Origin of the sequence: uncultured Dysgonomonas sp., from assembly GCF_900079725.1 — a bacterium.
Taxonomy (GTDB): Bacteria; Bacteroidota; Bacteroidia; order Bacteroidales; family Dysgonomonadaceae; genus Dysgonomonas.
On the sequence record NZ_LT599032.1, the window covers coordinates 2,934,904 to 2,956,769 of the forward strand.

The 21,866-nt window shown below is 38.3% G+C and carries 17 protein-coding genes; 10 read left to right on the top strand and 7 right to left on the bottom strand.

Going from position 1 to position 21,866, the window contains the following annotated elements; all coding sequences use genetic code 11:
• The gene (locus QZL88_RS12305) at positions 1-651 is read right to left on the bottom strand and encodes a GNAT family N-acetyltransferase (RefSeq protein WP_296941538.1); all 651 of its coding nucleotides are present in this window, start codon (positions 649-651) and stop codon (positions 1-3) included.
• Positions 652-890: 239 nt separating this feature from the next.
• Here QZL88_RS12305 and QZL88_RS12310 point away from each other — a divergent pair, with 239 nt between their 5' ends.
• Together QZL88_RS12310 and QZL88_RS12315 are read left to right on the top strand one after the other, a co-directional pair.
• Complete coding sequence (locus QZL88_RS12310; protein ID WP_296941540.1) at positions 891-1,334, top strand: DUF1896 family protein; 444 nt, start codon at positions 891-893, stop codon at positions 1,332-1,334.
• Positions 1,324-6,981: an N-6 DNA methylase gene (locus QZL88_RS12315; RefSeq protein WP_296941542.1), complete on the top strand. Its 5,658-nt coding sequence runs from the start codon at positions 1,324-1,326 to the stop codon at positions 6,979-6,981. Before QZL88_RS12310 ends, QZL88_RS12315 begins: the two co-directional genes overlap by 11 nt.
• A gap of 38 nt (positions 6,982-7,019) precedes the next feature.
• On the opposite strand, the gene QZL88_RS12320 is transcribed toward QZL88_RS12315, so the two are convergent.
• The 6 genes from QZL88_RS12320 to QZL88_RS12345 form a co-directional block, all read right to left on the bottom strand.
• Positions 7,020-7,763 (bottom strand): RibD family protein, encoded by a 744-nt coding sequence (locus tag QZL88_RS12320; RefSeq protein WP_296941544.1) that lies wholly within the window; start codon positions 7,761-7,763, stop codon positions 7,020-7,022.
• 148 nt (positions 7,764-7,911) lie between these two features.
• A complete protein-coding gene (locus tag QZL88_RS12325; RefSeq protein WP_296941546.1) occupies positions 7,912-8,226 on the bottom strand; it encodes a helix-turn-helix domain-containing protein in 315 nt (104 codons plus the stop codon).
• A complete protein-coding gene (locus QZL88_RS12330) occupies positions 8,223-8,537 on the bottom strand; it encodes a helix-turn-helix domain-containing protein (RefSeq protein WP_296941548.1) in 315 nt (104 codons plus the stop codon). The genes QZL88_RS12325 and QZL88_RS12330 overlap by 4 nt, the downstream gene beginning before the upstream one ends.
• A gap of 253 nt (positions 8,538-8,790) precedes the next feature.
• Positions 8,791-9,621 (bottom strand): RteC domain-containing protein, encoded by an 831-nt coding sequence (locus tag QZL88_RS12335; protein ID WP_296941550.1) that lies wholly within the window; start codon positions 9,619-9,621, stop codon positions 8,791-8,793.
• A 184-nt stretch (positions 9,622-9,805) separates the two neighbouring features.
• Positions 9,806-10,567 carry a LytTR family DNA-binding domain-containing protein gene (locus tag QZL88_RS12340; RefSeq protein ID WP_296941552.1) on the bottom strand — a complete coding sequence of 254 codons (762 nt, stop codon included), beginning with the start codon at positions 10,565-10,567 and terminating at the stop codon, positions 9,806-9,808.
• The gene (locus QZL88_RS12345; protein WP_296941554.1) at positions 10,542-11,567 is read right to left on the bottom strand and encodes a sensor histidine kinase; all 1,026 of its coding nucleotides are present in this window, start codon (positions 11,565-11,567) and stop codon (positions 10,542-10,544) included. The genes QZL88_RS12340 and QZL88_RS12345 overlap by 26 nt, the downstream gene beginning before the upstream one ends.
• A 259-nt stretch (positions 11,568-11,826) precedes the next feature.
• Here QZL88_RS12345 and QZL88_RS12350 point away from each other — a divergent pair, with 259 nt between their 5' ends.
• The 8 genes from QZL88_RS12350 to QZL88_RS12385 all read left to right on the top strand — a co-directional run bounded on the left by QZL88_RS12350 (position 11,827) and on the right by QZL88_RS12385 (position 21,812).
• Positions 11,827-12,795, top strand: a complete 969-nt coding sequence (locus tag QZL88_RS12350; RefSeq protein ID WP_296941557.1) for a DUF6268 family outer membrane beta-barrel protein — start codon at positions 11,827-11,829, stop codon at positions 12,793-12,795.
• Between the two features lie 100 nt (positions 12,796-12,895).
• Positions 12,896-13,336, top strand: a complete 441-nt coding sequence (locus QZL88_RS12355) for a MarR family winged helix-turn-helix transcriptional regulator (protein ID WP_296941558.1) — start codon at positions 12,896-12,898, stop codon at positions 13,334-13,336.
• 6 nt (positions 13,337-13,342) lie between these two features.
• A complete protein-coding gene (locus tag QZL88_RS12360) occupies positions 13,343-14,446 on the top strand; it encodes an efflux RND transporter periplasmic adaptor subunit (RefSeq protein ID WP_296941560.1) in 1,104 nt (367 codons plus the stop codon).
• Between the two features lie 34 nt (positions 14,447-14,480).
• Entirely contained in the window at positions 14,481-17,645 is a 3,165-nt protein-coding gene (locus tag QZL88_RS12365) for an efflux RND transporter permease subunit (protein WP_296941562.1), read from the top strand.
• Between the two features lie 4 nt (positions 17,646-17,649).
• Positions 17,650-19,053 carry an efflux transporter outer membrane subunit gene (locus QZL88_RS12370; RefSeq protein WP_296941564.1) on the top strand — a complete coding sequence of 468 codons (1,404 nt, stop codon included), beginning with the start codon at positions 17,650-17,652 and terminating at the stop codon, positions 19,051-19,053.
• 77 nt (positions 19,054-19,130) lie between these two features.
• Entirely contained in the window at positions 19,131-20,012 is an 882-nt protein-coding gene (locus QZL88_RS12375) for a phospholipase A (RefSeq protein WP_296941566.1), read from the top strand.
• A gap of 368 nt (positions 20,013-20,380) precedes the next feature.
• On the top strand, positions 20,381-20,824 hold the full coding sequence (locus tag QZL88_RS12380; protein WP_296941567.1) for a thioredoxin family protein: 444 nt from the start codon (positions 20,381-20,383) through the stop codon (positions 20,822-20,824).
• Between the two features lie 19 nt (positions 20,825-20,843).
• Complete coding sequence (locus tag QZL88_RS12385; protein WP_296941569.1) at positions 20,844-21,812, top strand: UDP-3-O-acyl-N-acetylglucosamine deacetylase; 969 nt, start codon at positions 20,844-20,846, stop codon at positions 21,810-21,812.
• The last annotated feature ends 54 nt before the right edge of the window (positions 21,813-21,866 follow it).

A 21,866-nucleotide genomic window follows, 5' to 3' on the forward strand; every position in this document is an offset into this window, starting at 1 on the left:
TTATAGATCCAATTTCATATTATAGTTGTAATAACAGCCCTTCTTCAGTTGAATTTCACCTTCATCCAATTTCAGGAATCCTAATCGGTTATAAAAAGTGACGTTTTCCGGAAGTTGGGTTGTTAAACCAACAATATGACATATTCGATTTATAGATCTCAATTTTTGTAAGCAATCGTCAATCATATAAGAACCAATCCCGGAGCCCTGATAGTTGGCTTTTATGGCAACCATCGACAAATAATAATAGTCATTGGTTCCGATGGCATTTGTTAGAAGCTCTTTATTGAGAGAATCCATCTTAAGCATTGTGCGTAAAGCAGAGAGTCCAAAATTCATAATAAATCGGGGTAATCCGATCTTGAAATAATCGCGAAGTTCAGATTTTACTCCATTGGAAGGTAATAAGCTAAATACTCCTATTATTTCCATTGAGTTTTTCATTCTAACGACTTTTGTCACAGCTTGTCTTCTGTTTATGAGGTATAGATTGGTCTTAAATAACCAGAACAATCCGTCTCGCAATTTATCCTTATTTACGAAGATTGAAGCATAAGCAAGATTCGATTCAAAAGCATCTACTAAAATAGTAGCGACTTCTTCATATTCAGATTCTTTCAATCTATCTATTCGGACATCAGGTAAGGACATGACAATTGCTTATTGATATTACGATTCAATTAATCATACAAATTTAAATATAAGCGATTGGATACGCAATGACACCAAGAAAGAAGCGACCATTGAAATAATAATTTCACTATCTTTACCACTGAAAGGTCTTTGTTCTACGATTCGGAATAGTCGTTTAACATTGATTTTTTAGTGGTGGCATCCGAGGCTAAGCTTCGGATGCTTTTTCTTTTTCTCACTACTAAAAAATCAACGATATGGCAACAAAACCAAATACTTCAGCCGTAAAATTCTCTTATTTTCGGCTATCTCTATTATCCTACCTGCGAGATACACATCCCACTAAAGCTACCGACCTCGATTTTATTGCTGTACGTGGTGATTCCGCAGCAGAAACATACAGCCAAGCTATAAAAGCAGGTCATACACATGACGAAGCAGAAGCAATCTCTTCGCAAGTCCTGTATGAAGGTTTATATTTCTCCACCTACCGAACCCTTGTGACTATTCTTTGGGAAGAATTTTCCGAAGAAGTAGACCCATCCCAAGCCGAAGGTATAGCAATGGAGTTATTGCCCCGACTTACGGATACGATTCAAAAATACACCCTGTCTGATGATTTTGCCGATACACTACAGTACAATCAGTTTTACACGGAGCTGACTGGCGAAATACAAATACTGCTCGAAAATGGCTTATAATAAGAAAGCCCATCTTCGGGATAATATCGAGGCGATCCGTATTGCATTCGCACTCGATAAAGAGAAAAGGCAGGCTACCGATGATGAAAAAGAGAAACTGTCAGCCTATTCCGGCTTCGGAGGGATAAAAGCCGTGTTGAATCCCACCGCCAAACAGGAAGATATACAATATTGGAAAGCCTCGGAGCATGATTTATTCCCACTTGTAACTGAATTGCACCAAGTATTACGGGATGGAGCCAAAGATGATACCGAATATAAACGCTATGTCAGCTCACTCAAAAATTCGGTGCTGACCGCTTTTTATACACCCAAGCCCGTTGTTGATGCCTTAGCACTTGCTCTGAATAACAGCGGTATCAAACCTCAACGTTTTCTTGAACCGAGTGCCGGAGCCGGAGCGTTTATAGCTTCATTCAAAGAAACTGCTCCTGATGCAGAAGTAACAGGTTTTGAAAAAGATCTGCTGACGGGTAAGATTCTCTCACATCTTCATCCGCAGGACAACATACGGATTGAAGGCTATGAAAAAATGGAAGGACGTTATGCACAGCATTATGATGTAATAGCTTCGAACATTCCTTTTGGTGATGTGGCTGTATTTGATCCTTTGCTCTCCAAGCACGATATACCCGCAGTGAGCCAATCGACAAAGGCCATCCACAATTATTTTTTCACTAAAAGTGTGATGGCTGCACATGAGGGTGGTTTGATAGCTTTTATCACTTCACAGGGCGTTCTCAATTCGGAGCAGAACAAGCCGATTCGTGAACACTTGATGAATAGTTGCAATGTCGTATCGGCTATTCGCCTGCCCAACAACCTCTTTGCCGAGGAAGCAGGGACGGAAGTCGGCAGCGACCTGATTATCCTGCAACGTAAGAATACAACTATTTTACCAAGCCAACGCCAACAAGACTTTATAGAATCCCGCAAGTTATCCAACGGTATATCTGTAAACAATTTGTTCAAAGACTTCGACAGGGTGATACAGACTGATGTAAAAGTAGGTACTGACCCTTACGGAAAACCTGCAATGGAATTTACCCACTCTGGAGGAACGGAAGCCATTGCAGCTACATTATACCGGATGCTGAATGAAGATTTTTCCAAGCATCTCGATCTGGAGCATTACTTATTTCATGCTTCGGAGAAACAGGAGCAACAAACAACTGTAGCTTCTGTACAGGAAATATCTGTATCGGATATGGTAGAGCTAAGCCCTAAATCGGCTTATGAACCTATTGAAGAAGATTTAGTTCTTTTCCATCCTTTTGCAGAAGCCAGAAACCGCAAAGCATGGGCGGAACTGTCCGAGCAGGAGAGAAAAGTAGTTGTGGAACCACACATTGACCAAGCCAAAGAAGAAACGAAAGCTGTACCAACAACAGAAAAAAAAGATACAATCATCAAGGATGAAGCCAGCGGATTGTTTGTAAATACGAATACCGGAGAAGTTATAGAACAAAAGGAAGTACCGCCACCTGATATGCAGCAACAGCCGATTGTTTCCTTGTACGACTTGTTTGGTTTTTCAGCCGAAGAACGTTCGCAGATAAAACAACCCAAACGTTCCCGCCGCCGTATGCCCATACCACAGCCTAAAGCCAGTCAGCAAAAGGAGGTACAACCGAAAATCCCGACAACAAGCAAACCCTCTGAAACACCCGAACAACGTGCCGAACGTTTGGAAAAAGAAAGGGCGGAACGGTTAAAGCCTATTCCGATGCCGATGCCCGAAAATGGATTGCCGAAACATTATAAGGATGGTTCATTAGTCACTGATACGGATAATCGTATCGGCTACCTACGTGATATGGACAAACATCAACCCATGTTCCATCCGTTGGAATTATCACCCAATGAACAAAAACGGGCATCCCTCTATATCGAGATACGCGATACCTACAACCACTTGTATAACAACGAAGCCGATACATTGAAAGAGAATCCAGCATTACGCCAAATGCTCAATCGCCTGTATGATGATTTTATACAAAAATTCGGAAACCTGAACGATGCAAAAAATCTCGACCTCATCAAGATGGATGCCACAGGGCGAGAAATACTCTCGTTGGAACGCTACCGGGAGGGCAAAGCGATAAAGGCTGATATCTTTGAACGTCCCGTAGCCTTTAATCCCGATGAGATTTCCAAAGTGGATAATGCATACGAAGCTCTTGTCTCCAGTCTAAACAAATATGGGGCGGTAAACCCCGATTATATGGTTTCGCTTACCGGAGGAACAAAAGAGGAATTATTTGACGAGTTGAAAGGTAAAATCTATTTCAACCCCTTGATATACGGCTATGAAGTTGCCGATAAGTTTATTTCCGGCAATGTCGTATCCAAAGCCGATGAGATAGAATTGTTCTTTAATCGAAACCCCGAAAAACGGATAGAGGAATCACTGAATGCCCTGCGGGAAGCGATACCCAAACCGATAGCCTTCGACGATTTGGATTTCAATTTTGGCGAACGCTGGATACCTACGGGTATATACGCCGCTTTTGCTTCACATCTTTTTGAAACGGATGTCAATATCCACTATGCACAGAGCCGGGATGAGTTTAGCATAAATTCTAACACTAAAAATGCTAAGATCAGTGATCAATATGCAGTCAAGGGCGAAAGCCGCACCTTTGATGGTATTGCCCTGATGCGCCATGCCTTGCATGATACCACTCCCGATATTACAAAAACGGTCAGGGTGGATGGCAAGGATACGAAAGTACGGGACGGAGAAGCAATACAGCTTGCCAATACTAAGATAGATGAGATGCGTAACGGCTTTTCAGATTGGCTCAGAGAACAAGCTCCCGAATTTAAAGACCGACTTGCCGATATGTATAATCGAACATTCAATTGTTTTGTACGACCGGAATACGACGGTTCGCACCAGACTTTTCCCGGACTCGATCTAAAAGGCTTAGGCATTCCCGACTTATACAAGAGCCAGAAAGATGCCATCTGGATGCTTAAATTGAATGGTGGCGGCATAATCGACCATGAGGTCGGCGGAGGTAAAACGCTCATTATGTGCTGCGGAGCAATGGAGATGAAGCGACTCGGATTGGTAAACAAACCCCTTATCACAGGGCTGAAAGCCAATGTTCACGAAATCGCTCAAACCTTTTGTACGGCATATCCCGATGCCAAGGTACTCTATCCGGGTAAAGAAGATTTTACACCGCAGAACCGCAATCGTATTTTCAACGAAATGAAAAACAACAATTGGGATGCCGTGATTTTAACACACGAGCAGTTCGGTATGATACCGCAATCTCCGGAGATACAACGAGGCATCTTGCAGGCTGAACTCGATAGCGTGGAGGAAAATCTCGAAGTGCTTCGTGCACAGGGTAAGGAGGTTTCAAGAGGGATGCTGAAAGGTTGTGAGAAACGAAAAGCCAATCTTGAAACAAAGTTAGAGGGAGTAGCTCATCAGATCGAAAACCGTAAGGATAATATGTCGGATTTTCGGATGATTGGCATAGACCATTTGTTCGTAGATGAATCTCACAAATTTAAAAATCTGACCTTTACCACCCGTCACGACCGTGTAGCGGGCTTAGGAAATACCGAAGGCTCACAACGGGCACTCAATATGCTTTTTGCCCTGCGTACCATACAGGAACGCACAGGCAAGGATTTAGGGGCTACTTACTCGTCGGGGACAACGATTTCCAATTCATTGACTGAATTGTATCTGTTATTCAAATACCTGCGTCCCAAAGAACTGGAAAGGCAGGGTATCAATACCTTCGATGCGTGGGCAGCGATCTTTGCCAAGAAAACCAAAGATTACGAGTTTTCGGTAACGAACCAGATTGTACAGAAAGAACGTTTCCGCTATTTTATAAAAGTACCGGAGTTGGCTTCTTTCTATTCCGAAATTACCGATTACCGTACTGCACAAGATATAGGCATTGATCGTCCAGAAAAGAACGAGATTCTGCACAATATACCACCGACACCCGACCAGCAGGAGTTTATCGGTAAGTTGATGGAGTTTGCCAAAACAGGGAATGCCACTCTTTTGGGACGTGCACCACTTTCGGAACGGGAAGAAAAAGCGAAAATGCTGATAGCAACCGACTATGCCCGAAAGATGTCGCTCGATATGCGGATGATAGACCCTGATAAATACGGCGACCATATAGATAATAAAGCAAGCCATTGTGCTGCCTCGATAGCGGATTACTACCAAAAGTACAATGCCCAGAAAGGCACACAGTTTGTCTTTTCAGATTTAGGAACATACAAGCCGGGGCAATGGAGTCCTTATACTGAGATTAAGCGCAAGTTGGTGGAGGATTACGGCATTCCTGCATCCGAAGTGCGATTTATTCAGGAGGCTACTAGCGAGAGAGCACGTAAAGCGATGATTAAGGATATGAACGAGGGTAAAATCCGTGTCATGTTCGGCTCTACCGAAATGTTGGGAACAGGTGTGAACGCTCAGAAGCGAGCAGTGGCCATTCATCATTTGGACGCACCGTGGCGTCCCTCAGATCTGGAACAGCGCGACGGACGAGCTATACGCAAAGGCAACGAAATTGCAAAACTGTATGCTGACAATAAGGTAGATGTGAAAATCTATGCTGTGGAAAAATCACTCGATGCATATAAATTTGGCTTACTACACAACAAGCAACTATTTATTAAACAGCTTAAAAACAATAATTTGGGCACTCGAACCATTGATGAGGGCAGTATGGATGAGAAAAACGGTATGAATTTTTCTGAATATGTAGCTATCTTGTCAGGGAACACCGAATTATTGGAGAAAGCAAGAATAGAAAAAAAGATAGCTGCTTTGGACAGTGAAAAGCAGGCTTTCGTTCGGGGTAAATCATCGAGCCGTTACAAGTTGGAAAATATTATGCAGACGGTAGAATCCAATAAAGGATATATTGATCGCATTTCCAAAGATGTGGAAGCATTCAATAACCGGGTGCAGGTTGCTCCTGATGGTACACGGCTCAATCCTGTAAAATTGGATGGGTTTCAAGCTACTGATCCAGTTGCTATAGGTAAGAAACTGAATGAAATAGCAGATAAAGCACGTACTCATGGAGCACATGAGAAAATCGGTTCGTTATATGGCTTTGATTTATTGGTAAAATCCGAAACTACAAATAAAGATGGTTTTGACCTGATACAAAACCGCTTTTTTATACGTGGCGAGGGGCAGATACTCTACAACTACAATTATGGGAGTCTGGCGGCAGACCCTAAAACTGCATCGTTAAACTTTCTGAATGCACTCGACAGTATGCCTAAACTTTTAGAGAAATACCAGACGGATACCGATAAGCGGATGCAGGATGTACCCGTTCTCAGGCAGGTAGTAGAAAGTATATGGTCAAAAGAGAATGACCTGAAGGGCTTGAAAACGGAACTTACCGCTTTGGAGCGTAAGATAGAGTTATCCTTAAAGCCCATTGAGCAAAGTGAGGGACAAGAAAATATTCCTGAAAAGAATCAGGTTCAATCTCAGAATAGCCCACAATCAACAGCGATTCAGGATGCCCCTATGCCAAATACTTTGCAAGGAGTGAAAGAAGTTATGGGGGACAGATTCGTTATTGGATCGGTGAGTAGTTCTCCGCCAAAGGATGAGAAAAGAGGTATGAAGCTCTAAATGAAGATGACCGTAGAATAATTCTGCGGTCTTTTTGTTTAAGATATATAATGAAAATTATGTCTCCTAAATTTTTTTGTAAGATGAAATTTATAGCAAAGCCATACTACATCATTTTCAAGTTGTTTTATTGAAGTCAATTCCAACGATTGACCTTGTGCTGGCAGCTCATCAATCTCGCCTTTATATTCAAATATGGCAGGCACACCTGAAAGCCCATCTAAGCTCGGACAGATAAAAAGGCTTAGTTCATCTATCAATCCAGCTTTAAGAAATAGTCCGTTTATAATTCCGCCACCTTCTAGCAAAATGGTCTTAAATCCAAAATCATCAGCTAGGACATCTAGCGCTCTTTTCAAGTTATTCCCATCATGTCCGGCAAAAAGATAGGATACTTGCTTTTCTTTCAGATGTTGGAGGTATTCTTTTGATACTTTTTCGCTGAGAATCGATATGTAATTATTGTCACCTGTATTGTCATAGAGTATTTTTCCATTTGGATCAAGGACTATATAAGTATTTGTCTTGTCTGGCTTAGCTATGAAAGTCTCTGTTTCATCAGTAGGAGGATAATCTTTGTGGTCAAATGTATCTTTGAAATACATTGCTTGAAGAGTTGGACGTCCGATAAGTGACGCATCCCCATTAAGCTGCTCGGATAGTGCGACGTATTGATTTATCAAATCATCATGGCTTTTACCATTGAGAGGAAGGCTGTAACGATAAGGCATAAGTCTACCATCAACTGAACTCATCATATGACAAATTACTTTTGGCTTCATATTTTGTCGCTTTAATTTTTCATGTACAAAGATAGCTGAGTATTCCTTTGTATCACGAAAACATCTCCGAATTTAGCAATGATTAAGTATGAATATAAAATAATTATCACTTGTTGAGTAACTTCGACTAAAAAAACAACTAACCTAATTATTCTGTTTCATTATTATCGACACCATCTCTAAAATGATCACGAATAAATTTCTCTACGTTTTTCTCTGTGTAAAATATCTTGTGATGGATGGTTATATAGGTCAGTTCTCCAGCCGAGCGGTAACGCTGCAATGTTCGTTTGCTTACGTTCAGCATTTGACACAAGTCTTGATTGTCTAAAAGCCGTTCGCCATTTAATACGTTATGCCGTCCACTCATTATATCCATAAATTTATCTAATCGGTCAAAGCGTCCCATGAATTGCTCGAACCACGCCTGCATGAAATCCCTTATGCCTTCGTCCTCGCTCATGGCTTGCCTCCTTTCTTATTCTTCTTTACCATAAGTCCGGGTAATAGACGTTTGACCTCTGCCAACAGATACCACACTCTTCCTCCCCTGATTGAATAGGCTATTTCTCCGTTACTGCGTAGCCGTTGCATAGTACGTCTGCTTACCCGCAATATGGTGGCGGCATCTTGATCACTCAACCAAACCTCAGATGGATCGAACTGTTGTAGGATGGTATTTTCTTTCTCTTGTTTTTGGACAAAAGAATGAATCTTATCTATTTTTTGTAGCAGTATTTTATAGGCTTCCGATTCTATGCTTATTACTTTCATACTCGTAACTTATTGATTTTATGCAAAGTTCAAGCGTTTTTTGATACTTGATAACGAGGTCGGTATTACTTTTTTTGAATATTTTTGTAAATAGCTTATTTGTAATCGAATATAAGTGAATTTTCTCCGAAAAAGGGAGATGAAAAATACGGAAAAGGTCAGTATAATGCATATTTTAAACCAAAACACCCGATTTTGATGCTAATTCAGCTCAAAATCGGGTGTTTAAGGATACATACCGACCTCGGTATTATTATTTTCTACCCATACGCCGCAATAGGGCATCTTTTAACTTGTCAAGAAATGGCGTAGGGTTATTCCGTATTTTCAAATCGCCAAGAGTTCGTGAAAGATTACTGTCTAATTGGATATTGAATACATTTTGTATGTAATCGTAAAGCTGTGTTAACGGTACATCTCCAAACATTCCGGCACTATCCCAAGAAAAAATTTGTTCCTGCAATTCAGCTTTACTGCCCATCCATGTCTTCTTAGTAGCAGGAAAATTAAACGTGCCAAATTTCATTCCATTGTCATTCAATAGTTCTATTTCCTGCATCAGATAAGCAGAAAGCATATCGTTAGCCATGATTTTAGCCACTTTAAAGTCACAGTTTGTAGAAAAATTCGGATCGAGTTCATAATAAAAGGTTTCTAAATATTGCTCAGTATCCACTCTGCCACGTAAAAAGTAAAGAGAGTCTAGATGGGTAGAGCCAGATCGATAGTAACGAACAAAATCTAAGCGCTTGTTTGTGTATTTGTTTATTGCTTCCAATTCTTCATACAAATATTCTTTTTGTGTACAGGTTCCAGCAACAGGACGGTTTATTTCTATATTATACAGTTTACGATAATAAATCAGCCGATAGCAAAACTTGGGTTTTGTTTCTTTGAAAAAAAGAATTTCTTCAGCTTCATCCTGAAAATGGTAGGAAAGTATGAAATTCTTTAACCTATCAAAAACCGTTGCTAGAATATGAGAGGCTTCAAGGGACTTTTTCAGTATGTTACTATTTGAGTATTCAATATTTTCTATTATTTCGTCTGTTTCTTTACGTAATGTGGCAATATATTCAAGCATATTATATCTTATTAAAAAAATAATTTGTTTGCCTTTACCTCTCAGAATAGATACCTCCCACTAAAAATCCATGTAATTCAGGGTATTAGATTATTTTGCCTTTTACCTATCTACCTCGATCTGGATTAAAGAAAATTATAAGGTACAACTCTTTAATATCTCATTTGATTTATGAAATAACTATTTAGACACTTTCCAACCAATTTAAAAAATCGCTTGCCTTTGCCTTACTAACCACAATCGTTTCGGGAGTTTCTTCTTTTAGCTTGATAGCAAGTTTCCTTGAAAAATATCGTTCTATACTTAATACTGCGTCCCTATTGATTAGGAATTTTCTATTAGCTCGATAAAATATTTGTGGATCTACATTCCGCTCTAAATCATCAAGGCTCGAAGAAATGGAATAGCGTTGATGATTGAAAGTTAAGATTTTCACCATAGTATTATCAAGATAGAAAAAAGCAATATCCTTTACCGGTATAGGAATGATTTTCTCTCTTTGATTGACCAATAAAGCAGTTTTATATAAGTATTTTAATTTATGTGACAATGCGTCAATATCCTTAGACGTCTGGGCTGGTGCAAAGACAGATTTCATCTGTTCATATTTCTCCAATGCAGTTCCAATCTTGGATTTTGTAATTGGTTTTAATATATAACTTACTGCACTGGTTTCAAAAGCATTTACCATATATTCATCAAATGCTGTACAGAAAATAATGGGACATTTCGGTGTAATCTTATTATAGATATCGAAGCACATTCCATCAGCTAACTGTATGTCCGAAAATATTAAATCCGGATGTATATGCTTCGACAGATATATAATTGCATTTTTAACAGAATCTATTATACCAACGATTTGTATGTTATAATCCAATGCTAAAAGGATTCTTTCCAATTCCTTGGCCGCTTTTATTTCATCTTCTATTATGAGAACTTTCATTGCTTATAACTGGGAGTTTTATTGTAAATGTTATATCAGACTTTTCTATAAGTATATCTCGGTCAAACAATAATTTATAACGTTGTGCAACATTATTCAATCCTATTCCCGTAGAATATTGAGTAGATAATTTAGGTTGAAGATCATTTGCAATAATCAAATAGTCTTTACTTGTATTATAAAGATAAATTTTCAGAGGTTTAGATATTGACGCGATATTATGCTTAATTGCATTTTCAATTAATAGCTGCAAGGTGAGAGGTGGTAATAGCGTATTTAATAAATCCTTATCTACTTGTATATTGATATCTATAGCATTTTCCAAGCGGGATTTAATAATATAGAGATAAGATTGAATAAAATCAAGTTCTTCTTTTAATGATACAATGTTCTTCTTTTCCAATAGCAAGACGTACCGATATACCTGAGCCAGTTCTGAAACATAATCTTTAACTTTTTCCTCTTGTGTCAATGTACTAAGAGTATTCAAGGTATTAAATAAAAAATGTGGGCTTAACTGCTCTTTCATCGACGATAAGTTTGCTTCTAATTGTATTTGCTTCAATTGTATGATTTCGATGCTATTCTTTTGCTTCTGATTTAATACATGAAGATGATATAATATAAAAAAGTACAAACTGTTTAGAAGTATTCCCCTAAATATCACATTGATATATGCTTCACTCCTTTGAAGGAGAATAACCTGCAACGTTTCCAACTGAAATAAACCTAGTATCCCGTCATGAACAATGAATCCTACCAAGGATACCCCTATAATACATCCTATAACATATAATTTATTTTCTATGAATTTATTTCCTGACCTGTATAATAGCGCATTTAAAATCACAATATTGAAAAAACAATAAAAAAAATTTGATATAATAATTTGTAATGTATTAGATAATGTAAGGTCTATTCTGATGACTCTAAATGATAACCCGATAAGAGACAGAGCCAATGAGATAAAAAGGTTTAATTTCCATTTAATATTTTCCATGGTGACAAAATTAAAGAATAAGATTTATAACAAGTAAAGATTTATCTTTTAAACGGGCAATATTGCCTTTTAAGCGGACATTTTTTTATTTGACACAGAAAAATAATTCTCCCTTTCCACCTTATAAAAAGTCTTATAAATATTGATATTCATTTAAATACGGACTTTGCCCGCTTCATCCCTTAAATAGCCCGCCTCACAAAAAAACTGCTTTTTTAGTATTGGATGTATAACTTCTTTTGTATCAAAAAAGTTTGTTATGAAAAAAAGTTTGTTATGCATTATTGCTTTTGTTTTATCGGTGACACTCTATGGTCAGGAAAATAAATCTCCATTATCAAAAGCAACAGAGAAGGTAACAGATAAATTTCCTCCGGCGCGAATGATAGATGTGGAATATCAGCAGACATTTCCTTCCGATTTTGAGTCAAAGTTATTCAAAAAAGAATATAAAGAAGGAGAAATCAAAAGACGTGATAATATCCAGATTACGGTAAATATTCCCGTAATAAAAAAGCAGCGATGGGCAATAAAGACCTCCGTGCTATATCGGTACAACTATTTTGATCATGGAAATATAGTTTATAAAGGTGATCCTGATTTAGATATATTCGGGAATAATTCAGATTTACATTACATTGCCGGAATAACAAGCTTTTCTTATACTTCTAAATTATTTGGTAAACCTGCCATATATAATGTATCCCTAGGTGTAGACGGAAGTCATAAAGACGTAGAAGCCTTTAAAGCTGCTTCGGCAGGAATATTAGTTCTAAAAGCAGACCGTCGGACAACGATCACTGCCGGTTTAGCGGTTAATTATGATCCCGCCTCATTAAGTCCTGTTATACCAATTTTTACACTTGAACATAAAATCAGACCGGATTTCATTTTGGATGTTGCTATCCCGCAAAGGATCATGGTAAAGAAGGGTATAGGCAAGAACAGCCGACTATCCCTGGGCAGTGAATTGAAATCTAACATCTTTTATATATATCCTGAAAAAGAAGCTTATTCAAAAAGTTATTACCACAGGGAGATTCAACTTAAATCAGGTTTTACATATGAATATCGAATGAACTCTTTCATAATCTATGGCAAAACCGGATTGGTTAATACTATCGACTCCAAAGTTTACAAAACAGGAGAAACAGGCAGCAAGTATATTTATTCATCCAAAAATGACCCGGGCTTCTATTTCAGCGCAGGGGTATCATTTAATCCATAAAAGCATATTAAATTCTGACATACAATAAGTTGCGATCTTATAATATGCATACTTATAATTAATGGTATTAGTAAACAATAACTATAAGACTAAATAAAAAATGTATGAAAGTAATATTGTAGCAATAGACCATTTATTTAATCAGGTGATTAAATTATGGACCAAGAGGAAAAAGCAAGTTCTGGATAATTGCGGGCTTACACATTCCCAATTCGAGATACTATCCGCTATTTATCATTTCACAGTAAGCCGGCAGGAGATCATACAGATCGATCTTTCCGAAAAAACCGGTATAGATCCGATGACTACTTCTACGATTCTTCGCAATCTGGAGAAAAAGCAGTTTGTAACACGTATGAGAGGGACAGAGAATACCCGGGTAGTATATATAAAACTAACAGCAGAAGGTATAGATGTTTATAAATGTGCATTCAGCAGTATTTCCGAGATGAATAATTCTCTGTACTGCAGAGTAAATCGAAATAACTTAGTAAAACAATTACGACTCCTTTCGGACGAATTATGTAAAATAAATAATTAAAATAAGATGAAAGTAAAACATTTTCTTTGTGTTGTAAGCGTTCTGCTTACCTATTCGGCCTGTAGTAAAAAAAACAACAATGAGCAGCAGACCCCTTCGGCTTACCCGGTAATAACTATAACAAAACAGAGTGCCGTCTTGGAGACAGTGTATCCGGCAACAATCAAGGGACAGGAAGACGTTGAGATTAGACCGCGCATAGAAGGCTTTATCGATGCCATATATGTAGACGAAGGCTCAGATGTAAAAAGAGGACAGACCCTGTTTAAAATCAACTCTCCTGAAACCGAACAAGCCCTTGCATCAGCTCAAGCTTCCGTCAATAGCGCGCAGGCACAATTGAACACCGCAAAAGTGAACGTTGACAGAATCCGCCCATTAGCCGAAAAAGGTATTGTCAGCAATACACAGCTGTTGACATATGAAAATTCATATGCAACTGCTTTAGCTTCTTTAAAACAAGCAGAAGCAACATTGAAAAGTGCCCAGGCAACAATGGGTTGGACCAATGTTTCAAGTCCTGTTGATGGGGTTATCGGTACTGTTTCATACCGTATCGGCAGCTTAGTCAGTAAATCGGATGTATTAACCTCTGTTGCCAGCACCGGAAATGTGTTTGCCTATTTTTCTCTCAATGAAAATGAACTAAAGCATTTCCTTGATAAAGCTGATGGTAAAACTCAATCCGAAAAGATTAATAACCTGCCGCCTGTAAACCTTCAGCTTTCCGATGAAAGCCTATATTCCGAAAAAGGTAAAATACAGACCATATCCGGCATTATCGATATTTCTACCGGATCAGCCAATTTTAGAGCTGAGTTTCCCAATAAGGATGGTAAACTAAGAAGTGGAGCCAGTGGAAAAGTTATTATCCCCGAACATGTTGACAATACTATCATCATACCACAGAAAGCAACTTTTGCTCAACAAGACAAAATACTGGTCTATAAAGTACAGGCAGATTCAGTCCAACAAGTAATTATAACTGCCCGCGAGATGCCTGATGGCAAAACATATGTTGTAACCGAAGGTCTTTCCACAGGAGATAAGATTGTATCTGATGGGATTGCAACCCTTAGCAATGGCAAAAAAATTAGTATCAAGGATTAATCCACCAAGTATAAATTAAATAATAACGATAACAATGTTAAAGACATTTATAGAACGACCCGTATTATCCACCGTCATTTCAATTCTGATTGTTGTGCTCGGGATAATCGGTCTTGCATCTCTACCGGTAGAACAATATCCTGATATTGCGCCGCCTACGGTTCAGATACAGACCACTTACGCAGGAGCCAACGCTGATGTGATTATGAAATCGGTCATTGTACCAATCGAGGAGGCTGTCAATGGAGTAGAAGGGATGACTTATATGACATCATCAGCATCTAATAGTGGAGCGGCTACGGTAACTATATATTTTAAACAAGGGATTAACCCTGATATAGCAGCCGTAAATGTACAAAATCTAATATCTAAGGCAACCCCATTGTTGCCTCAGGAAGTCACTCAGGTTGGTGTAACTGTGCAGAAACAGCAAACCAGTATGATTATGATGATTGCATTTTCATCGGACAACGAACAGTACGATGACAAGTTTCTTCAGAATTATGCGAATATCAACCTCCTTCCCCAAATCAAACGTGTGTATGGTGTAGGTAATGCAAGCGTATTCGGTTCCAAGGACTATTCAATGCGCATCTGGTTTAAACCGGATAAAATGAATACGTATAAAATAAACCCGTCGGAAGCAATAGCTGCCCTGAACGATCAGAATATCGAAGCTGCACCGGGAGAACTGGGACAAAACAGTGACCAGAGTTTCCAGTATACACTAAAGTATACAGGACGCTTAAACACAACAGAAGAATTTTCCAATATTATAATTCGCTCTGAAAATGGGCAGATATTGCGGCTAAAAGACATTGCAGATGTAGAGTTGGGATCGCTTAATTATTCAGTGTTGACCACATTGGATGGAAAATCTGCGATTGGAATAACAATCAATCAGACAGCTGGGTCAAATGCAAGTGAACTAATCAACAATATCAAAGCACGTATCGATGACGCATCAAAATCTTTCCCTCCGGGACTGAAAGTAACTTATGTGATGGATGCCAGTGAATTTCTCAATGTTTCTATAAATAAAGTAATAAGCACGCTGATTGAAGCTTTTATTTTGGTATTTATCGTTGTATTTATATTTCTTCAGAATGTTCGCTCTACCTTAATTCCTGCAATAGCAGTTCCTGTTGCTATTATCGGCACATTCTTTTTCTTATCCTTATTTGGATTTTCGATAAATCTGCTCACTCTATTTGCTCTTGTTTTAGCTATCGGGATAGTCGTCGATGATGCGATCGTTGTCGTCGAGGCCGTGCACGCTCGTCTTGAGTCAGGTGAAAAAGATCCTAAACGTGCTGCAATAGATGCAATGACAGAAATTGCTCCTGCAATTGTATCTATTACCCTGGTAATGGCCTCGGTGTTTATTCCCGTTAGCTTTATCGGTGGAACCACAGGTGTATTTTACAAGCAGTTCGGCCTGACACTGGCTATTGCTATTATTATATCGGCGGTAAATGCATTGACATTAAGTCCGGCTCTTTGTGCTTTGTTCTTAAAGCCGCATCACGAAGACGATTCAACAAAAAAGAACTTTCTGAAACGCTTCTATAGCAATTTTAATATCTTATTTGATAAAGGAACATCTAAGTATAAGAAATCACTCCAGTTTCTCGGCAAAAAGGGGCATCGTTGGATTACAATGGCGATAATAGGCGTAAGTATTGTTGTATTGGTCGCCATTATGAAATTTATTCCTACAGGCTTTGTTCCGCAAGAAGATGGAGGAACCTTGATTGGAATGGTTACTTTACCTCCGGGATCATCTCTAGAAAGATCTGATTCTGTAATGACTCAGGTTGTAGATATGATAGAAGAAATGGATGAAGTAGATTGTGTGATAAAATTAACAGGTATCAGTTTGATAAATGGAGAGGCTAGTTCTTATGGGTCGGTAGCTGTAAAACTCAAACCATGGGATAAAAGAGAAAAGACGGCACAAGAGGTTGGTGCTATTCTTACAGAAAAAACAAAGCAAATGTCTCAGGCAAAATTCTTATTCAATCCCTTACCAACCTTGCAAGGGTTTGGTCTAATTACGGGAGTGGATATGCAATTACAGGACAAGACGGGAGGCGATATCAATAAATTTCATGGAATATCGCAAGAATTTCTTTCAGCTATGCAGCAACGAAAAGAAGTGATGATTGCCATGACTAATTTCAACCCGAACTTTCCTCAAAAAGAAATTGATGCCAATATAGCTAAAATTAAAGAAGCCGGTATTACCCTGAGTGATGTAATGGCAACGATGCAAGCTTATGTCGGCAGTATGTATGTGTCTAATTTTAATTTATACGGTAAACAATTTCGTGTAATGGTTCAGGCTGATCCTAAATACAGGACTAAATTAGATGACCTGAATAAATTATCGGTTAAGACAGCTAACGGGGAGATGGCACCTATTACTGAATTTGTAACTATAAAAGATGTAACCGGTCCGCAGACTTTAGCACGCTTTAATATGTTTACCTCTATTGATGCCATCATCATACCTAATTTTTATGGAGGATATAGTACCGGAGATGTTTTAAAGATTGTAGAGGAAGTTGCTGCCACAACATTACCTGACGGATATGGATATGAATATGCGGGAATGACCAGAGAAGAAGCTGATAGTAGTAGCCAAACTGTACTTGTTTTCGGGTTGTGTTTAATCTTTGTTTATCTCTTATTGGCAGCATTGTACGAAAGTTATATAACTCCGTTGAGTGTAATCCTCTCGCTGCCGATCGGTCTTGCCGGAATTTATATCTTCTTATTGATCTTTGGTCTTAAAGATGGTATTGTCAATAATATCTATGTACAGATATCCCTGATTATGTTGATTGGTCTATTGGCTAAAAATGCAATTTTGATTGTCGAATATGCCGTGCAACGAAGGCAAGCGGGAATGAGCATTGTCGAGGCAGCAATCAGCGGTGCAGTAGCCCGGTTACGTCCTATATTGATGACTTCTTTTGCCTTTATATGCGGACTTTTACCATTGATGTTTGCCAGTGGAGCAGGGGCAATAGGTAACCGTTCTATCGGTATCAGTGCTATTGGAGGTATGTTTGTCGGTACTATGTTGGGAATATTGGTAATCCCCTCTCTTTATATCATCTTCCAATCTTTACAGGAAAAATTCAGTAAATCGGGATTGGTTAATTCAGAAGAAAACGAAGACAATAATAAATAATAAAATGAAGAATAAATATATAAAAGGAATCGTTCTGTTGGGGCTTACAGCCTCAATGGGGCTGACCTCCTGCCAGGTTACAAACCGCTATAAATCACCCGAAGTGAATACCGATAGCCTGTTCAGGGATCGGCCCTCAACAGATACCGTAACCATTGCTGATATGACCTGGTGTGAGTATTTCAAAGATCCTGTCTTGCAGGAATTGATAGAAGAAGGCCTGCAAAATAACTTCGATTTACAAATTGCCGTAACAAGGATACAACAGGCAGAAGCAAACCTCGGGATGGCTAAAGCCGCTTATTTCCCGGATGTCTCTTTAGTCGGGCAGGCAGAACATTCCAGATCAAGTAATGGTGTTGATGGTAAAGATGTTTTAGGCTATCACTCCACCACCTATACACTAGGCGTCAGTACTAGTTGGGAATTGGATGTCTGGGGAAAGCTAAATCGTCAGTCGAAGGCCAAATATGCACAGTTTCTCAACAGCCATGCTTATCATAACCTGATAAAGACATCGCTGGTTGCCAATATTGCTACTTCATACTATTCTCTTCTAGCCTTGGATGAACAGCTTAAAATAACAAAAGAGACTGTTATTTTGCTGGAAGAGAGTACAACCACGATGCAGGCGTTGATGGAGGCCGGTATGCTTAACGGAGCATCCGTCGAGCAAAGCAAATCATTATTATACAGCACCCGGGTTACCATACCTGACCTTGAAAGCCAGATCAGACAAATGGAAAACTCCATCAGTACATTATTGGGTCGTAAACCTGGTCATGTGGTACGTGCTACTATTTCAGATCAAATGATCGTTTCCCGGCTAGCTTATGGAGTACCTGCTCAGCTGTTGGCTAAACGTCCTGATGTACAGCAGGCTGAGTTAGGCTTCCGTTCAGCATTTGAACTGACTCATGCTGCCCGCGCCGCTTTCTATCCTTCCATAACCCTTACTTCCGGGATGATCGGTTACGGAGCAAACTCCCTGTCTAATTTCTTCAAACCTGAAAATATTTTTGCCAGTATAATAGGAGGATTGACGCAACCTATCTTTGCTAAAAAACAATTGACAGGTAATCTCAAAATAGCCAAGGCTCAACAACAAGAAGCTTTATTGACATTTGAGAAGACTGTACTATCTGCGGGTGAAGAGGTTTCGAACATATTATACAACTACGAATCATCAATCAGCAAGAATGAAATCAGGGAATCCCAGATTTCATCATTGAATAAGGCTGTTGATTTTACTCAAGAACTATTGAAGGCTGGAGAGGCTAATTATACTGAAGTTCTGACAGCCGAACAGAATCTTTTGCAGGCTCAATTAGGGCAAGTTAGTGATAAACTTGAACAGCTTCAATGCTCGGTAGATCTTTATAAGGCTCTTGGTGGAGGTATTCAATAATAAATAAAAGGATCGGTAAGTAAATGAGTATACTTCGTTTATTTACCGGTTCTATCAAATTCATAATTGCCAATAGTATGAATAAGTTTATTAAATATATATTAATCTTTTTATTATTCCCATTTACATTATTTGGCCAAACTCAAGATAGTACTGCTATTTTAAATAAAGAAGATAATTTGGCGGATTTATTTAAGCGGGTGACAATATACAGGTCAGAAAAAGAGATATTGGATGCAATAGACAAAATTCCTCCATTCGGAATATATAAAGATAATTTCTTTATTACCGGTATCCCTTTAAACCAAAAAATTACGAATAATACGGCTGATGCGATGTTTCAGATTAGTATAAGACACCGTTTGACTAAAAGTATATTACCATTCGGAACCTTTGCTTATCTTACTTATACCCAGAAATCATTCTGGAATATTTATGCAGAATCCAGTCCTTTCCGTGATACGAATTATAATCCAGGGGTTGGGCTCGCCAAGGTTATACTGCACAAAAACAGATTATTAGGTGTTGCATTTATACAAATTAAGCATGAGTCCAACGGAAGGGAAAAAGAAGAGTCCCGCAGTTGGAATTATCTGAGTCTTGCCGCCAAATATTATATTAATCCCCAGTTCAATATATCGGGAGAGTTTTGGCTTCCGTATGTTGATGGTGATAACAATAAAGATTTATTGGATTATAAAGGGCTGGGGCAAATAAATGTCAGTTTAACAGATGCCAGGCAAAAATGGTGGCTTGAGATGCAATTGAATCAACGCAAAGGGTTTGGGAATATAAACACAATAGCCAGTATAGCTTTTAAGGTTTCCAAGAGTTCCAACCAATATCTGTTCCTCCGTTTTCAGGACGGTTATGGAGATAGCCTTCTGGATTATAATAAATATTCAATGAACGTACGTATCGGTATGTGTATAAAACCCGATTTTTACAGTATATACTAATCGGATATAAACGATATATCAAGCTTATAGTAATTCATTTACCGACCCGATGACAGGCGAAACTCCTATTTATTAAGCAGGATTGGAATGCGGAACAAGATGAAGAATAAAATTGTAATTGGATGCTTATTTCTGTTGGCGGCTCTTTTGTATCGCTACTTTATATCTCTATGTTATTATGATTTGTGCACAAGCATTCTCAAAGAATTATATAAGGGATATTTAGCTAAATAGTACGATCTGATTCTTATAATGTTTTGAACAGTGTAAAGTAAATTGTATGCAAAAACATATTATAGGTTTAGTAAAAAATTCATTGTTTAAAAAGGAAGCAACTGGTATTTGACGCTAACTTTCTAAAAACCTTCATGATGAAAAAACATATCACCTATAAATTAAAACCAATCCATTTTTGTTGTTCTCTCATATTATTTTCTTTACTGATCTATGTAATAGGATTATATGAAGTGCAAAAAGATGAAGATATTAAAGGTCTGGAATATGATTTGCAAATCCTGGATGAGAATTCTTTCAAGAAGGGAGTTCTTAAGGGGAAGGTAACAGTCCTGTTTTATCAGGATGAATCTAAGGTATATAAGAAAATGGAACACTATATGAAAATTGTAGGATCCAACAATCGGTCTGACCTATTTTTCAAAGTAAAGATAACGTCTCATTCTCCCTTGGCTGAGGCCTATAATTTATCAGGAACACCTGTTATTCTTTTCTTTAATGAAGGAAAGCCGGCCGGCCGCATAATGGGCTATGTTCCATTATCTAATTTTGAAATGATTTATAAGCGTATAAAATAACTTGTAACGATACTCTGCAATGATTACAAAACAAAGGACTTTGAAAAGCAGTTTTACCTTGAGAGGTAAAGGTTTGCATACAGGCTTAAATATACAAATAAAGTTTAATCCTGCTCCGGAGAATCACGGCTATAAAATAAAGCGTACCGACATAATGGGTACTCATATAATAGATGCTCTGGCAGAGAATGTTGTGTCAACAATGAGAGGAACTGTATTAGGATCTTCAACAGTACAGGTAAGTACTGTTGAGCATGCACTAGCAGCCTTGTATGCTTGTGGTATAGATAATTGCCTGATTGATGTGGATGCTCCTGAATTTCCAATAATGGATGGGAGCTCAATCGCGTTTGTTCAAAAGATTCTGGAAACGGGAGTTAAACCTCAAAATGCAAGAAGAATATATCTTGGGTTTCCCCGGAAGAAAATAAGAGTAAAAGATGAAGTCTCAGGTGCATCGCTCACATTGATTCCCAGTGAGTCTTTTAGTATCAAAAGTAAAATCTCTTTTGATTCAGTATTACTTAAACAACAAGAAGCTTATTTACCTGACATCTCTTTTTTTATTAAAGATTTTGCCAGAGCCCGGACTTTCGTTTTTGTCAGAGAGATTGAATCTCTGCTAGACAGGAACCTGATCAAAGGAGGTGATATGGATAATGCAATTATTATCTATGACCAGATTATGGAACAAGAAAAGTTAGACAGGTTATCCGATATATTGCGTGTCAAAAGGAGAGATGCAAACCATTTGGGCTATTTGATGAATAAACCTTTAAATGCTCCGAATGAGCCGGCAAGGCACAAACTGTTGGATATTATCGGAGATATCGCTTTAGTGGGCTGTTTCATCAAAGGCAGAATAGAGGCCAATTGCCCGGGGCATACAATCAATAATCTTTTTGCCAGAGAAATTCGTAAGCATATGAAAACAGAGGAGAAATCTAACATGTTAAATGTACCTGGTTTTTATTGGAATCAGCCATAAACATAAAAGATATGAAGAAACTATGCATATTTATATTTTTAAATAGAAAAATAC

Bases quoted from the DNA above. Each gene is read 5' to 3' on its own strand.
- QZL88_RS12305 (WP_296941538.1), bottom strand. From the start codon at position 651: ATGTCCTTACCTGATGTCCGAATAGATAGATTGAAAGAATCTGAATAT.
- QZL88_RS12310 (WP_296941540.1), top strand. From the start codon at position 891: ATGGCAACAAAACCAAATACTTCAGCCGTAAAATTCTCTTATTTTCGG.
- QZL88_RS12315 (WP_296941542.1), top strand. From the start codon at position 1,324: ATGGCTTATAATAAGAAAGCCCATCTTCGGGATAATATCGAGGCGATC.
- QZL88_RS12320 (WP_296941544.1), bottom strand. From the start codon at position 7,763: ATGAAGCCAAAAGTAATTTGTCATATGATGAGTTCAGTTGATGGTAGA.
- QZL88_RS12325 (WP_296941546.1), bottom strand. From the start codon at position 8,226: ATGAGCGAGGACGAAGGCATAAGGGATTTCATGCAGGCGTGGTTCGAG.
- QZL88_RS12330 (WP_296941548.1), bottom strand. From the start codon at position 8,537: ATGAAAGTAATAAGCATAGAATCGGAAGCCTATAAAATACTGCTACAA.
- QZL88_RS12335 (WP_296941550.1), bottom strand. From the start codon at position 9,621: ATGCTTGAATATATTGCCACATTACGTAAAGAAACAGACGAAATAATA.
- QZL88_RS12340 (WP_296941552.1), bottom strand. From the start codon at position 10,567: ATGAAAGTTCTCATAATAGAAGATGAAATAAAAGCGGCCAAGGAATTG.
- QZL88_RS12345 (WP_296941554.1), bottom strand. From the start codon at position 11,567: ATGGAAAATATTAAATGGAAATTAAACCTTTTTATCTCATTGGCTCTG.
- QZL88_RS12350 (WP_296941557.1), top strand. From the start codon at position 11,827: ATGAAAAAAAGTTTGTTATGCATTATTGCTTTTGTTTTATCGGTGACA.
- QZL88_RS12355 (WP_296941558.1), top strand. From the start codon at position 12,896: ATGTATGAAAGTAATATTGTAGCAATAGACCATTTATTTAATCAGGTG.
- QZL88_RS12360 (WP_296941560.1), top strand. From the start codon at position 13,343: ATGAAAGTAAAACATTTTCTTTGTGTTGTAAGCGTTCTGCTTACCTAT.
- QZL88_RS12365 (WP_296941562.1), top strand. From the start codon at position 14,481: ATGTTAAAGACATTTATAGAACGACCCGTATTATCCACCGTCATTTCA.
- QZL88_RS12370 (WP_296941564.1), top strand. From the start codon at position 17,650: ATGAAGAATAAATATATAAAAGGAATCGTTCTGTTGGGGCTTACAGCC.
- QZL88_RS12375 (WP_296941566.1), top strand. From the start codon at position 19,131: ATGAATAAGTTTATTAAATATATATTAATCTTTTTATTATTCCCATTT.
- QZL88_RS12380 (WP_296941567.1), top strand. From the start codon at position 20,381: ATGATGAAAAAACATATCACCTATAAATTAAAACCAATCCATTTTTGT.
- QZL88_RS12385 (WP_296941569.1), top strand. From the start codon at position 20,844: ATGATTACAAAACAAAGGACTTTGAAAAGCAGTTTTACCTTGAGAGGT.